Below are 13363 nucleotides of genomic sequence, written 5' to 3'. Positions count from 1 at the left end.
TCACAACCGGTCGCCGGCCGGCTTACCGGCGCGGTCATCTCAATCGGTTTTACTCATACCGCAAACATTCGATCGGATGAAGACGGGCCGCTTTGTTTGCCGGAAGAATACCGAAGACGATGCCGAATACCATCGAGAACAAAAGGCCGCCGATGGCAACGGGCAACGAGACAGAAGCCGGCCACAGCCCGATCGCCTCCATTCCTCCCGCAACAGCGGCACCGAGCAAGATGCCGATGGCCCCGCCGATGAGGGACAAGGTAATCGATTCGACCAGAAACTGCATCAGGATATTGTTCCTGCTCGCCCCCAACGCTTTGCGAATGCCGATCTCCCTCGTTCGTTCCGTTACGGAAACAAGCATGATGTTCATAACCCCGATTCCGCCGACCAGCAGGGAGATTCCTCCAATGCTGCCGATGACGATCGTCATGATTCTCGCAATCTGGGTGATCCCCTGCGTCAGCTGTTCCAGATTTTGAACCTCATATCCATCCGTCTTATTATGGTTGCGGTTGAGAATGTTTACTGCTTCTTTCCCCGCTCTCTCCATCTGATCCGCTTGACTTACCTGCAAAGTCACTTGGTCAATTTTCAATTTTCCAAATACGACGCGCCAGGTTTGTGCAGGCAGATAAACCTCCGGGGTCTGGAGCAATCCCTGAATTCCTTCTGCTTTATCCAGCACTCCGATCACTTTTAACGGTTGCCCTTTGATGCGGACAATTTGCCCAAGCGCAGACTGGCTGGGAAAAAGCTTTCTGGCCACGACATCGGACAAGATCACGCCGCCGCTTGAACTGTTAAAATCGCTCTCATAAAACAAACGCCCCTTGTCCACTTTTGCCCCGTTGGAGATTAAATGGGAATTGCTGTTAATCCCGAAGACGATCGCTCCGTCCACTTTATGATCGCGATACCGGATCGTCGCCGTATCATAGCTGTAGGACAGCACCTGACGCACCTCGGGAATCCGCTTCAGTTCCTCAATGTCTCCCTGGGTGAATATCTGTTCATCACCGGGAAGATCAAGATAGCTTTGATCCCGTTTGGGAACGAGGTTAATCGTATTTTTTGAACCGGCGAACTGCTCGGTCAATTGATCGGTTCCGCCTTGTCCGATGGAGACGATAATCATCACCGAGGCCACTCCGATGATAATCCCCAGCATGGTCAGGACAGAGCGCAATTTATGGGCCAGAATCGAGTCAAGGGCCATTCTGAAATGTTCCGCCAGTTTCATGTTGCCGCTCCTCTCACAGGGCTCATCCGTTCTTTTAACAGTTGTCCGTCGCGAATATAGACGATCCGTTCCGCCCTTCCGGCAACCTCCGTATCATGGGTGATCATCACGATGGTTCGCCCTTCCTTATGCAATTCCGCAAACAAATCCAAAATGACCTGACCTGACTTCGTGTCCAGCGCCCCGGTCGGCTCATCGGCCAAAAGGATTAAAGGTTCGTTAACCAACGCCCGCGCAATCGCCACCCGTTGTTGCTGCCCTCCCGAAAGTTCCGACGGCCGGTGATCTTTGCGTTCTTCCAGTCCTACCTTTCTCAGGGCCGCCACCGCTCTTTTCATCCTCTCCTCTCTGGAAACGCCGGCATAAATGAGGGGCAATTCGACATTTCGCCGGGCGGACATGCGCGGCAACAACTGGAACTGTTGAAACACAAACCCGATGGTGCGGTTGCGAATGGCCGCCAGTCCTTTATCATCTTCGGCCAACACATTTTTGCCGTTAAGAGTATAACTTCCCCCGGTAGGCCGGTCCAAACAGCCAATAATATTCATCAGCGTTGATTTCCCCGAACCCGAAGGCCCCATGATTGCGAGAAACTCGCCTTGTTTAACCGACAAATCGATATCCCGCAGCACCGGGATCACCTGGCTGCCGATCCGGTAAGATTTATGTATCCCCTTGAGCTCAATCATTTCAGCTTCACTTCCATTCCGGAACTCAGCTCTTTCGGCGGTTGGGCAATCACCTGATCCTTCGGCGTAATTCCGGACAGAATCTCGGTTGTCTGCTCGCTCGTTTTCCCGACGTGAACCTCTTTTTCCACCGCTTTGCCATCTTTCACGACATAGACGATTTTGCGATCCCCTTTGTCCACGACAGCAGATGACGGGATTCCCATTACTTTTTGGCTGCTCGTCATGATCTCCACAATCAGCTTGGTGCCAAGATTAAAGGGAACCGGCTCCGTCAACTTGATATCGACCGGGTAATTCACCTGGGAATCGGCATTATCCACGCCTGATTTTTCCTGCGGCATCAACCCCACTCTTTCCACCCGGCCAGACCATTTTTTCCCTGGTATGGCATCGGAAGTGAGCGTTACTTTTTGTCCCGGTTTTACTTTTAAAATATCGTAATCGGAGATGGCGGCTTCCACTTTTAAATGATCGAGATCCGCCACCACGACAAGCGGTTCGGTTCCTGCTCCGCCTGACACAATATTATCAACCGCCCGCACCACCGTTCCATTCAATTTGCTCGTCACATAGCGCTGCGCTCCGTTTTCATATTCGACGAGCCGGTCACCCCTTTTCACTTTCTCCCCCGGCTCGACCAGGATTTTCTTCACATCTCCGCGCTCCGGCTGCTGATAAACCGTCTGCTCACGCTCTGACATCATGGTTCCGGAGGTGGTAAAGGTTTGCGTAAGGGTAAGCGGCTTCAAGTTGACAACGGAAAGGGGAACATCCGCTTGCGCCTGATTCATCACCGCCACAGTGACTAAAACGGCCAGAAGCAAAACCGTCCCCAGGCCAATCCATCCTTTTTTTCGATCGATCCTTACTCTCATCCAAACTCATTCCTCCACATTTGATCTTTCTGTTGTTCATGAGGCGGCCAAAATGACGTTCAAGAGCAGGTCAGCGAGAAAAAACAGGAGCGAAATCAACCACGCCTGTCTCTTGGACAAGCCGGCAATCTCACGAATTCCGCCCGCATATAAAACCAAAGCCCAGATGGTAAACACTTCGATGGCGGACAGCAAGCCTTTCAACACCCCTGAAGCAGGTATGATGCCAGCCAGGCTGGTGACCGGTATTCTCGGGTCCAGTCCAAAACCCGCCACGCCGAGCACATTCAACGCGAGTGACAAGGCGTAGAGAACAGAGAGGTGAAGGTGGAAAGAAAAAAGGGAACGAAACTGGACAATCCGGCTGAACAACCTGATCGTCAGCCAGGCAATCCCGGTGGAGAGAAGCAGGGCCGAGAGATAGGCGAGCCAAGCTGCTGCCACGCTGGCTGCGATGAAAAGCGGCTTCAATGATTGGGCATCAAGCACGGGGGCACTCATGGTCAAGCGAATCCACTCATCGGACAAGTAAGGGTGATTCAAATAAAAATCCGCTTTAAATCCCACCAAAACGGCAAAAATCACCATCATCAGCGTCAGCGGAGCCCATACCAGCGGCGTTTGGCGAATCAGGGCATATTGTTTCCCGGGATTGACAAGCATTCCGAGCAAGCTCGGTTTCTCCTCCTCTTTGGTTGCAAACCCCAGATTTGGTTTCATCCGGCCCCTTCCTCCTTTACCTCCCATTCCCATTTTTCTCACTATTACATTAACACAGCTTGCCACCTGTTGTGGTAAAAATTTTTTGTTTTTTTACACATGGACTCCCGTTCGAATTCCAACGCTCTTTCTTTCATGGAAAACATAACTCTGTCTTTTCGGCACAACCCGGGGATCAACTTGAGCCCGGAAGGGAGAGTTCCCTCCGGAAAATATGAAAGATTCCTCAGAAAAAAGCCGTGCTGAATCAGCGCCGGCCCGGTTTGCAAAAAAAGCGGGATGCAATGCCCTGATCCGAAAAAGCACCGCATCCCGCCTGCTTGATTTTCAGGTGGTTTCATTCTCCATCTCTTTCCACATCTGATTCATCCTCTCATAGGTGGCCGGAAACGCGGCTTCATAGCGCAAAAAAGTGGGAATGGGATAGCGGACGCCACCCTTGTGGGTACCGGCAAGCCCCTCGGCGATTTCCTGCGCCCAAGCATACGGAAACGAAAATGCTATCTCATGATCGTGCGTTTGCCCAAACACCCGGTCCCCGTAACACGGAAGAATCACTTGCGGTTCCCCTGTCTGTTTGGTGCGGACAACGATATCGGCACAATCGGCCCGCGCGCTGAAATGAGATGTTAACGAGCCTCCCCGTTTATACAGCGCTGCAGCAACCAGACGCATCACTTGCGCCGAATTGCCATAGACAAGCACCAAATCCGGTTCATGGCCGATTCGGGCAAGCGGACCGACCACAACCGTGCCCCGCTCCGCTTCGGAAAACTTCGGGACGGCAGCCTCGGCGTTTCTTCCCGCTTCCATCGTTTCCGTATACATTCCGCAGGCGAGCGTTCCTTCTTCATAATAGGGCAAACTCTCCTTAAAACCGAAGGCGACTTTGGCGATGGGACACGAAAGGTCTTCATCCCCCATGGCGAGGCTCCAACCATACCGTCGGGACATCGTGATCGCCTGGCAAATGGTCAAGGTCACTCCGAAGTCGCGAAAGGGTCGTTTCCATTTTCCTTCCGGCAGCTTTTCTTTTACGACCGTGATCCCCAGGGGAAATGTATCCGGACGCACGTATTTCTCAATCGTTTCTGCCAGTTTTGCCATTTCCATTCCGGCCACTCTCCTATCCCATGCATTTATCTTATAATTCCATTTTATCAGATCATTCTTTGCCGGATCGCAGAAAAATGCCGGCATTGATTAAACGATGCCGGCAACCAGCATACGAGATGGAGATCAAGCCAGCCAATTCAGCAGACGGGCATACTCCTCGATCCGGGGGCGCTTTCCCATGTCAAACGAAAAGGAACGCATCACCAATTCGTTTAATTCAGGCGGACAATCGCGGCGAACCGTTGAAAGGGGTGTAATCGTCAATCCTTGCCCCATCGGATTGTTTCCTGTCAAAATCTGATAGATAAGCACTCCCAATGTATACGAATCGTACAGCATATCCCTTTCTTGGTCAGGTGAGTAAAGGGAGAAGTCCATTCCCACCCCTTTGGGCAAAAAACCGAGTCTTCCCCCGTATAAAAAACGAAGGGATCTGTCAGTGGTTAACACCATGTTTTGGGGATGGACCAGTGTAAATTGCCTTTGATCATACAGCCGGCGCAGATGATTCACGATCCTCCGAATCAACCGCAGCCCTTCAGAAAACGGAAGTGGAGAACATCTGCTCAAGTGATGTGCGAGCAGCGTGCCTTCCATCCGGTGAAATACCTGGTACAACACATCCTCTTCCACAAATGCGTCCCGAACCGGGAAAAATACAATTTCATCACGATGGAAAACCGACTCAACACGAATGCGGTCCCGGACCGGTTCTATGTCCAATGCATGAATGAAGCGGGTTGCAACATCACCGCTGTCAAGGCGAAGCTCTGTGAAATAAAGGGTTCCGATGACAAACGGAAACGCCTTTACCACACGGTATGTACCTTTAATCCACTCTCCTTGTGTCTTTGGCTTCATTTCCCCTTCCCCTTTTTCACACCTACTACGCTTCATTCTATCACGATCATGGCAGAGAGAGTAGTCAACCACCAAAATCGCCAAATCGCATGCAAACCGGAAAATCCGTATGATACACTTATAAATGGGGCAATCAATTTAGACAATTCAGATATGGAGGACCCCTATGGACAAAAAAATCATTCGCTCCTGGGCGATGTATGACTGGGCCAACTCTGCTTTTTCCACCACCATTCTGGCCACCGTCATGCCCATTTTTTACTCGGGCGTGGCCGGCAAGAACCTGGGCCCGACCACGGCAACGGCATACTGGGGATATACCCAATCCGTCTCACTCTTTCTCATCGTCCTCCTTTCCCCGGTGCTCGGCGCCATCGCTGATGCCGGTAAAGGAAAGAAAGGTTTTTTGCGTTTTTTCACTGCCCTGGGCGCTGTCTCTTCAATTCTGATGGCCACGATCGGGGAAGGAGAATGGCTGTGGGCTTCGATACTCGTCCTCATCGGCTCTCTCGCCTTTGCCGGCGCAACCACTTTTTACGATGCCTTTCTCACGGATGTTGCTCCCGAAGCCAGTCGGGATCAGGTTTCCACCACCGGCTATGCCTACGGTTACATCGGCGGAGGCTTGTTGCTGGCCCTCAACCTCGCACTCATCCAATTCCACGACCGCTTTTTCCTGACAAAGCTGGCCGCCACGCAACTTTCCTTCCTCAGTGTCGGCATCTGGTGGTGGGTCTTCTCTCTTCCCTTGTTCCGTCATGTCAGGGAACGCGCACCTAAGAAACCCGTTCCCCCGATGCTCATTCTTGCCAAAACCGGAGTCCGGCGGGTATGGACCAGCCTCACCCAGGTGCGAAAATACCCCGAACTGCTCAAATTCCTCATCGCCTTCTGGTTTTTTAACGACGGCATCAACACGATCATCAAGATGGCAACCATCTATGGCACGGAAATCGGGATCGGTCAAACCGACCTCATCGCTGCACTCCTCATCACCCAATTCGTCGGGATTCCCTGCACCTTCCTGTTCGGAAACATCGCCAGGCGCATCGGCGGCAAACCGGCTCTGATTGTCACCCTGATCTGCTACCTGCTCATCGTCATTTTGGGATACTTTATGAAGAACGCGGTTCATTTCTATTTGCTGGCCGTTTTCGTCGGCTTCGTTCAAGGAGGCAGCCAGGCCCTTTCCCGCTCCCTGTTCAGCCTGCTCGTCCCTGTTCATAAGAATGCCGAGTTCTTCGGCTTTTACGGCTTGTGTGGGAAATTCTCCGCCATCTTCGGCCCCGCCGTCTTCGGTCTTGTCGGTCAACTCACCGGTTCCAGCCGAAACGGCATTGCCTCGCTCGCCCTCTTTTTCATCATCGGTATCATCCTGCTGCTGGTGGTCGATCTGGAAAAAGGAAAGAGGCAGGCACTCGCTGATGAAAAAGCGTCCGGTGCGGAGACAGGCACCGCGTAAAACAAAGAAAGAGGGTTTCCCGCAAGGACCTGTCCCTCCGGCGGCGAAACCCCGTTATCAAACAATAAACAATTACATATTTTATAAATTTTACAATTATACATTGACAAATGGCCATGACCTTGTTACGCTTGCCATTGAGTTTCCAGCACGAACCAATACTTATTTGCGAAGACAAATCAGTCAGGAGGAGACAAATGCCAAAAAGATTGCTTAGAGCATTCTTGTATGCGTTCTCTATTTCTCTTGTCATGTTAATCGCACTATTAATGCGTTTGAAAGCTGATACGGAGTTTGTTAATTTCATGCTGCCTTGGGGCCTGTCCTACGCCTTTATTGTCATTTTTGTCCTGTATCTGTTTTTCACATCAAATGTGATGAAAAAATTGATAAACTTCGTCAATTCCTGGGCGGCAGATTTTGCATTTTGGAAAATGAGCATTCTTGTTATCTGTATATTTATTGGCATCTTCATTTTTGCTACTGTGATCATCATCATACCCATCGCCATTTCTACAATATGAGTCTCGCTTAGGACAGGATGATTGGACATGGAGATCATCGAAACCATCGCTTTATCCCTCTTATTTCTCGTTATTGCGATTGCTATTTTTTTTGCTTTTTATTCCGCCTTCCAGGATTTCTGGGCCAAAAGAAAAGAGCTGAAAACATTTTTAAAAGATGCCGTGATCTTGGAAGCGACAGTGGTTGAGGTAAAAAGGGTGAAATTGGATCAACCGGTCTATGTCGGCAGGTTCAAAACCCCCGTATGGGAGATTGAATCACCGGTTCTTTGTTTCGTTGATCCGGAGGGAAATGAGTCGATTTGGGATACATCCGATCCAAAAGATCGTTACACTTTTTTTAATAAAAGGCAGTTTTACATCGGTGTATCTGACTTAACTCCCCCCGTGCCCGGCGATAAAAAGAAAATTTACTATAACCGCCGAACTGGGGAGAAATGCTTCTACTACCGCTATGGGATCACTCTCTTTGGCTTCAGTCTTGGATTCGCCCTTTTATTATTGCTCGGCCTCATTACCCTGCTATTGCTGATCAGCTCCTTCTCTCTGCTATTTAACGGCTAACGGGAGGATAATCTCCCTCCCGTTTTGTTGACTTTATGCTTTCTTTACCATTCCCATTTGTTCGTAATCCCCGCCCAATCGCGGAAATAAAAGGTTGTTACACCGGTCACATAGGGGACGAACAGCATGTTAAACAAGATTTGCGCCACACCGTAAACGAGCAATGTTCCGGTCAATTCCACGGCGATGAACTGAAACAGCAGATTAACAATCAGTGTTATGATCATCAGGAGGACAGAGATCCCCAGAATCGGAAAAAACTTTGCTTTGCCAATGGAGAACGCTCTTTTCCAAGCGGTGAACCAGCGGTGTTTTTCGATCACAGCAACATAAGGAAAATTCATGAACCAGACCATTAAAACAATTCCCGGAATAATAAACAACATCGACCCAAAAGCAACCAAAAATGCCGTAATCGCCCCGATCACATAAACGGGAAAAAGATTTTCAAAAAAGGTGGAGTAAACTTCCCCATAAGTGGGCCGCTCCTGGTTCATCCACTCATTGGCCATGTAAATAAAGGGAATCTCGATGACAAACATAAAAGTAAGGGAGATGATATACTGCGGAATTCTCATGAGAAACGGAACTCCCAGCGCAAGGTTATAAGCAGTCATAAAGGTGGACAAAAAGTCGGACAACAACAATAGCGGCAGTGTCGTCGTCAACGCCAGCACCAATATCGCCACAAAATTTCTTTTATAAAAAGAAAATCCATCCAAGAAGTATCTCATGAATCCGATCACCCATCTGTTAAGCATATTTCTGTCAGATTTAATGTTCCTTAATCCGGATTTCTCAATTTGGTCAATGCTTTTTGGAATTCTTCTTCATCCTCATGCAATTTCTCCCCATCCAAAAATCTCCTTTTCGACAACTCAAAATCCTTGCGGTCTTTTTCTTTTATCTCGTCAGTCAGAAGCTGACCATGATAAAAAGACAACAGCAACGCGCTCATCCATTTTCGGTACTGTCGAAGATAATCAATTACCTTTTTCCGATCCTCATAAGTTTGCATCTGAATATAGTTTTGATTAAAAAAGGCCTTGCCGATTTTAAATTGGTATTCCTGCATCTCTTCGTATAATGTCAATGTCAATACTCCATCTTGGATTCCTTTCTCGATAAACTTTGTCATTTCTCCTGTAACGTTTCTGGCCAGCTCCTGCTCTTTTAGCATCGTCTGCGTCATCTCCAGAAAACGATCAAGAGAAACCTGATAATCGGTCTCTTTGATGTTTTCAGTCGACTTCTTCAATTTCAACAGGAGATTTCGTGCCATTTTGGTCAAGGTTAATTTCCTTTTAGACGCTTTGAGAAAAAAAGTTCGATAGACCTGGGCTATATGGGAAACCCCAGCTGCTATTAATAGATGCTCATCAAGCCCATTTCTCGAAGGAAGCATTCCGTTCTCGTCGATAATTATATAACCTACTACATCATTCCCACGATGATAAGATGCACCATAGTAGCGTTGATTTTGCACCAGAATAAGCTCTGGTAAGATATTATAATATTCCCCTTGTTGTTTATGCTGTTCAATAACGGACTGGATATGTTTTGGAGTTGCCATTGCCATCCCCCACTTTCAGGAAATATTCAGCAACAATCGGGTGAAAAACCCGACTGTTGCCCGTTTAGAAAGGCCATAACTTCTTGGCAACACTCTTGACAGCACCTACCGCAGATTTGGCTATCTTTTTACCAACATCCGTATGCTTAAGAATAGTAGACGCTCCCCAAACAATTCCACCGCCCACGGCCATTCCTACTGCCAAAGGCGGACATGCTGCAGCAAATGGAGCTGCCGCCATCGCCATATTCCCCAGGCCCCCAATGCCGTTCCAAAAACCATCAGACTGATCTTGACTGCCTGCCTGGGCCGTAAAAGCTTTGGCAAATCCGCTTCCCGATTCAATCGCGGAAAAGCCGATCCCCACGACGCCCCCTACTTTTCCAAGGACAGAGGGTGCTTCCACATTTGATAATAAACCGAGTGCATTTTTTACATTACCACCTAAACCACTAAACCCTGCACCAGTAAAAGTTCTAGCCGCCTGAGCAAGATTACTCCATTTAACTGCTTGACCCGCTGTAATCGCGTGATCAAGACCATCCCAAGCATCCAGCCATGCGTTATCAAATTTGACTCCCAGAGAATCCCGGGTAATCGCAGATGCTAACAGATAAACTTTGGAAGAAATCGATAACTTCCCGCTCATAGTCAGGGGGTTTCCTGAAACGCTGGGCAATTCATTAAATATTTCTTCCAATGTTTGAGCTTTGGCTGCCCAAAGATCACCAAGTGCCACTTTTGTAATTTTGTATGTTTCCGAATCCGCGGTCTTGCCGTACAGATCCCACACTCCAGGCTTTGAAGACGGCGGTTTCTGCGCTTTTACCTCCGACTTGTTTATCGACTGTTGCGGGGCCGGCTTCGGACCTTCCTTCGGCTTATCAAAATGGTCACTCACATGGGGAACGGAGATCCCTCCCGCTTCTGCATAAACAATGCCTTGTCCAAATGAAATGCCGACTCCAACCACTGCGATCAAAAAAGCCATGATCCATCGATAGATGCTGTTTCGCATACTGATCGTTACGGAAAACAGGTGATGCCGGGATCATGCTCCGGTTCTTCCAAAGCCATGATGCCATTTCCCTCCCTCTCCATTGCCTTCCGTAACCGGTTCACCGTCCTTTCTCCCTGATGTTCAACACATGATGAAAAACCGGCCGGAAAAGAAGACAAACTTCATCCTTCGGCCTCTCTTCTCAGGAAAATTCCTCCATTTCACTGAAAATTCACCGACATGAAGTTCAATCCTTCCCGCAATATGTATTAGAGTGTTACTATAGATTACATGGTAAAATTATACCTTTATTAAGTATTATTTATAATATTCATTCTAGTGAATTTTGTGTCCAAATCCGTAAATTTGTCCCATTTATTCATAACTGATCTTAATCGATTAACTTCCGGAGGGGAGTCAATTAATGGAAAACGTTGTAATTCGGGATGCAACCATCGAGGACTTGACACGAATTGTTGAAATTTATAATGCCACGATTGCCGGAAGGATGGTAACCGCAGACACCCAACCGGTGACGGTGAAGAGCAGGGAAAAATGGTTTTATGAACACTCGGCAGACTCCCGTCCCTTGTGGATGCTGGAATATCAGGGGGAGGTATGCGGTTGGCTCAGTTTTCAATCGTTCTATGGCCGGCCCGCTTATCAAAGTACGGCGGAAATCAGTATTTATCTGAGCGAAAAGGCAAGAGGAAAGGGACTTGGATACCATTTTTTAAAAAAAGCGATTGAAAGCTGCCCCCGTCTCGGAATCAAGACCTTGCTGGGGTTTATCTTTGCCCATAATGAACCCAGTTTAAGGTTGTTCGCCAAATTTGGCTTTGAACGGTGGGGATATCTGCCGAAGGTGGCCGAACTGGACGAAGTGGAGCGCGATTTGGTGATCATGGGCAAAAGGGTTATGAACTGAGAATAAACGGGTCTTCTCTTGACCTTCGGCAGGGGCTGACGCGTCCCGATCTGCAACAAAAAAGCCGTCCCCGGGAATTGGACGGCTGGCGCCATTTGCGGTCCGGATGAGAATCATGATTCATCCGGGCGGTATTTCTCCAACACTTCGTCGAGAGCGCTGCTCAGATCATTTTCCGATAACCATTCGTCCGGATCGCACTCAAACGGAGGGAGCGTTTCCGCAAAAAAAGCTTCGCGGAGAATCAGCGGTACACGGAATCGTTCAAACGTCCGTTCCATCATCCGCATATAAACCGAAGCATCGGGCAGTTCCGCGAACAGTTCATGGCTGGGCATTCCGATCGCATCATTGGTGTTAACCTCAATGATCCAGGGGTTCTGCTCATGATCCACCCCAAAATCGATCCCCACTTCGTCATAATCATAAATTTGATCCAGCAGCCGGCAAATTTTAAAAGAAACTTCCTCCAGCTTTTGTCTGATTTCTTGCGTCTCCTCTTTCAGGATCTCATCGGTGGGATGAACGCGGCCATTGCTGATTTTGACATTAGAAACGATCGCATTTTCCCCGCCGATTCGGACCAGATCACCTGCATAGTGCCAGGTGCCGTCGCTCCCTTTTTGCATGTGGACGCGAATATCCATCGGCCGGTCGTTGCTCTGGCGGATGGGTGCACTCTGTTGGATAATATAATTCTTTTTTTCCATTCGCAGAGCCATCTCCCGGATCAATTCCTGTTCATCGAAAAAAACTTTGAGCTCTTCCCCTTGAGATGACAAAACAAAGGAATCAGGGCAATCCTGAAGCTGAATCCGGAATATCCCTTCCCCGCCCCAAGTGGAGATCGGTTTCACATAAATGCAGTGATAACGGCGGAGCATCGGGACAAGGTCGGCTTCCTTTTCGTACAAGACCGTAAACGGGAGGAGTCCCGGCTTGATTTCCTCTTGGGACAGGAATTTATACATTTCCCACTTATTGATAAATCTTCTTTGGGGATCAAATTGAACCATCGCTTGCCTCCTGGAAGTGAGCAGATTGAAACGCTGTTGTTTTTGTCTCCGTCACTTTATTTTGTTCATCCACATAAACCGTTGTATGTTGAAAACCGTCCATTTCTTGGGGATTCAGATAAGCCAGACTCAGGATCGCAACATAATCACCCGGTTGAAACAGGCGGGAGGGGGGACCGTTGAGGCAGATCGTTCCTGAGCCGGGAGGAGCAGGAATCGCGTAAGTTCTCCATGTCTGCCCGGTTCGGTAACCGTTGATTTGCACCATTTCAAAGGGCAGGATGTTCGCTTTTTGCATTAAAATCTCATCAATGGTAATACTCCCTTGGTAATCAAGGTCTGCTTCTGTTACGAGTGCCTTGTGGATTTTCCCTTTGCAGAACAAGCACAGCATGATTAAAATCCTCCCTTTTGCGTCTGTCCCACGTCATACTATGTTGGCAAGAACGCAGATGAAACTTGTCCTGAAGGGGTTGAGCCGCTCGACATCGGCTTTCCCAAACCGCGATATTTCGCCAAGCAATCTGGTCTTATGTTAGAATAAACAGGAGGTTTTCCAGGGAGCCGCAGCATTGTCGCTGGTCCGGTTCGGGAGAAAACGCACAGTGGCAAACTGTGTACATGAAGGGCGAAAAGCCCGGGAGGATATCAATCAGGATATCGCTCCCGGGCCTTTTCAATTGCAATCGCGTCGTGTGGTACCGCCGACCTCCTCACGTTTTCGGGGGTGGTCAGGGGACGCCACACTCTCCGTGGGGTGCGCAATGAAACATTTTATCAAAGGAG

General features: G+C 48.8%; 15 protein-coding genes. 4 read left to right on the top strand and 11 right to left on the bottom strand.

The genetic code is table 11. The features are described 5' to 3' along the window. Window positions 1–49: 49 nt before the first annotated feature. The 6 genes from I8U19_RS11935 to I8U19_RS11910 form a co-directional block, all read right to left on the bottom strand. Window positions 50–1243, bottom strand: a complete 1194-nt coding sequence (locus tag I8U19_RS11935) for an ABC transporter permease (protein WP_198056007.1) — start codon at window positions 1241–1243, stop codon at window positions 50–52. Continuing rightward, window positions 1240–1935: an ABC transporter ATP-binding protein gene (locus I8U19_RS11930; RefSeq protein WP_198056006.1), complete on the bottom strand. Its 696-nt coding sequence runs from the start codon at window positions 1933–1935 to the stop codon at window positions 1240–1242. Before I8U19_RS11930 ends, I8U19_RS11935 begins: the two co-directional genes overlap by 4 nt. Further along, the gene (locus tag I8U19_RS11925; RefSeq protein ID WP_198056005.1) at window positions 1932–2813 is read right to left on the bottom strand and encodes an efflux RND transporter periplasmic adaptor subunit; all 882 of its coding nucleotides are present in this window, start codon (window positions 2811–2813) and stop codon (window positions 1932–1934) included. The genes I8U19_RS11930 and I8U19_RS11925 overlap by 4 nt, the downstream gene beginning before the upstream one ends. Before the next feature lie 36 nt (window positions 2814–2849). Further along, the gene (gene yknW, locus I8U19_RS11920) at window positions 2850–3533 is read right to left on the bottom strand and encodes a YknW family membrane protein (RefSeq protein WP_033100655.1); all 684 of its coding nucleotides are present in this window, start codon (window positions 3531–3533) and stop codon (window positions 2850–2852) included. 327 nt (window positions 3534–3860) lie between these two features. Beyond that, window positions 3861–4646, bottom strand: a complete 786-nt coding sequence (locus I8U19_RS11915; protein ID WP_198056004.1) for a DUF169 domain-containing protein — start codon at window positions 4644–4646, stop codon at window positions 3861–3863. Between the two features lie 126 nt (window positions 4647–4772). Next, the gene (locus tag I8U19_RS11910; RefSeq protein WP_033100658.1) at window positions 4773–5510 is read right to left on the bottom strand and encodes a protein kinase family protein; all 738 of its coding nucleotides are present in this window, start codon (window positions 5508–5510) and stop codon (window positions 4773–4775) included. A gap of 166 nt (window positions 5511–5676) precedes the next feature. Here I8U19_RS11910 and I8U19_RS11905 point away from each other — a divergent pair, with 166 nt between their 5' ends. The 3 genes from I8U19_RS11905 (at window position 5677) to I8U19_RS11895 (ending at window position 8060) form a co-directional block, all read left to right on the top strand. Further along, window positions 5677–6972, top strand: coding sequence for an MFS transporter (locus I8U19_RS11905; protein ID WP_198056003.1), 1296 nt, complete (start codon window positions 5677–5679; stop codon window positions 6970–6972). Between the two features lie 197 nt (window positions 6973–7169). Continuing rightward, on the top strand, window positions 7170–7496 hold the full coding sequence (locus I8U19_RS11900) for a hypothetical protein (RefSeq protein ID WP_198056002.1): 327 nt from the start codon (window positions 7170–7172) through the stop codon (window positions 7494–7496). Between the two features lie 27 nt (window positions 7497–7523). Continuing rightward, a complete protein-coding gene (locus I8U19_RS11895; protein ID WP_198056001.1) occupies window positions 7524–8060 on the top strand; it encodes a hypothetical protein in 537 nt (178 codons plus the stop codon). Between the two features lie 44 nt (window positions 8061–8104). On the opposite strand, the gene I8U19_RS11890 is transcribed toward I8U19_RS11895, so the two are convergent. The 3 genes from I8U19_RS11890 to I8U19_RS11880 form a co-directional block, all read right to left on the bottom strand. Continuing rightward, window positions 8105–8794 carry a hypothetical protein gene (locus I8U19_RS11890; RefSeq protein ID WP_198056000.1) on the bottom strand — a complete coding sequence of 230 codons (690 nt, stop codon included), beginning with the start codon at window positions 8792–8794 and terminating at the stop codon, window positions 8105–8107. Window positions 8795–8844: 50 nt separating this feature from the next. After that, a complete protein-coding gene (locus tag I8U19_RS11885; RefSeq protein ID WP_198055999.1) occupies window positions 8845–9633 on the bottom strand; it encodes a hypothetical protein in 789 nt (262 codons plus the stop codon). 64 nt (window positions 9634–9697) lie between these two features. Continuing rightward, complete coding sequence (locus I8U19_RS11880; RefSeq protein ID WP_198059206.1) at window positions 9698–10615, bottom strand: hypothetical protein; 918 nt, start codon at window positions 10613–10615, stop codon at window positions 9698–9700. A gap of 442 nt (window positions 10616–11057) precedes the next feature. Between I8U19_RS11880 and I8U19_RS11875 the strand changes: the two genes are divergently transcribed. Continuing rightward, the gene (locus I8U19_RS11875; protein WP_198055997.1) at window positions 11058–11561 is read left to right on the top strand and encodes a GNAT family N-acetyltransferase; all 504 of its coding nucleotides are present in this window, start codon (window positions 11058–11060) and stop codon (window positions 11559–11561) included. A 113-nt stretch (window positions 11562–11674) separates the two neighbouring features. Here I8U19_RS11875 and I8U19_RS11870 read toward each other — a convergent pair whose 3' ends face one another. Beyond that, window positions 11675–12577: a YheC/YheD family protein gene (locus I8U19_RS11870; protein ID WP_198055996.1), complete on the bottom strand. Its 903-nt coding sequence runs from the start codon at window positions 12575–12577 to the stop codon at window positions 11675–11677. Beyond that, complete coding sequence (locus I8U19_RS11865) at window positions 12564–12971, bottom strand: aspartate 1-decarboxylase (RefSeq protein ID WP_033100669.1); 408 nt, start codon at window positions 12969–12971, stop codon at window positions 12564–12566. The genes I8U19_RS11870 and I8U19_RS11865 overlap by 14 nt, the downstream gene beginning before the upstream one ends. Window positions 12972–13363 lie beyond the last annotated feature (392 nt).

Origin of the sequence: Thermoactinomyces sp. CICC 10523 (assembly GCF_016055105.1) — a bacterium.
GTDB classification, from domain to species: Bacteria; Bacillota; Bacilli; order Thermoactinomycetales; family Thermoactinomycetaceae; genus Thermoactinomyces_A; species Thermoactinomyces_A daqus.
Note: the sequence above shows the minus strand (reverse complement) of the source record. Positions and strands in the feature narration are given on the sequence as shown.

Excerpts from the sequence above, each read along its gene's own strand:
- I8U19_RS11925 (WP_198056005.1), bottom strand. The coding sequence starts at position 2,813 with ATGAGAGTAAGGATCGATCGAAAAAAAGGATGGATTGGCCTGGGGACG.
- I8U19_RS11895 (WP_198056001.1), top strand. The coding sequence starts at position 7,524 with ATGGAGATCATCGAAACCATCGCTTTATCCCTCTTATTTCTCGTTATT.
- I8U19_RS11930 (WP_198056006.1), bottom strand. The coding sequence starts at position 1,935 with ATGATTGAGCTCAAGGGGATACATAAATCTTACCGGATCGGCAGCCAG.
- I8U19_RS11915 (WP_198056004.1), bottom strand. The coding sequence starts at position 4,646 with ATGGAAATGGCAAAACTGGCAGAAACGATTGAGAAATACGTGCGTCCG.
- I8U19_RS11900 (WP_198056002.1), top strand. The coding sequence starts at position 7,170 with ATGCCAAAAAGATTGCTTAGAGCATTCTTGTATGCGTTCTCTATTTCT.
- I8U19_RS11890 (WP_198056000.1), bottom strand. The coding sequence starts at position 8,794 with ATGAGATACTTCTTGGATGGATTTTCTTTTTATAAAAGAAATTTTGTG.
- yknW (WP_033100655.1), bottom strand. The coding sequence starts at position 3,533 with ATGAAACCAAATCTGGGGTTTGCAACCAAAGAGGAGGAGAAACCGAGC.
- I8U19_RS11905 (WP_198056003.1), top strand. The coding sequence starts at position 5,677 with ATGGACAAAAAAATCATTCGCTCCTGGGCGATGTATGACTGGGCCAAC.
- I8U19_RS11935 (WP_198056007.1), bottom strand. The coding sequence starts at position 1,243 with ATGAAACTGGCGGAACATTTCAGAATGGCCCTTGACTCGATTCTGGCC.
- I8U19_RS11885 (WP_198055999.1), bottom strand. The coding sequence starts at position 9,633 with ATGGCAACTCCAAAACATATCCAGTCCGTTATTGAACAGCATAAACAA.
- I8U19_RS11870 (WP_198055996.1), bottom strand. The coding sequence starts at position 12,577 with ATGGTTCAATTTGATCCCCAAAGAAGATTTATCAATAAGTGGGAAATG.
- I8U19_RS11910 (WP_033100658.1), bottom strand. The coding sequence starts at position 5,510 with ATGAAGCCAAAGACACAAGGAGAGTGGATTAAAGGTACATACCGTGTG.
- I8U19_RS11875 (WP_198055997.1), top strand. The coding sequence starts at position 11,058 with ATGGAAAACGTTGTAATTCGGGATGCAACCATCGAGGACTTGACACGA.
- I8U19_RS11865 (WP_033100669.1), bottom strand. The coding sequence starts at position 12,971 with ATGCTGTGCTTGTTCTGCAAAGGGAAAATCCACAAGGCACTCGTAACA.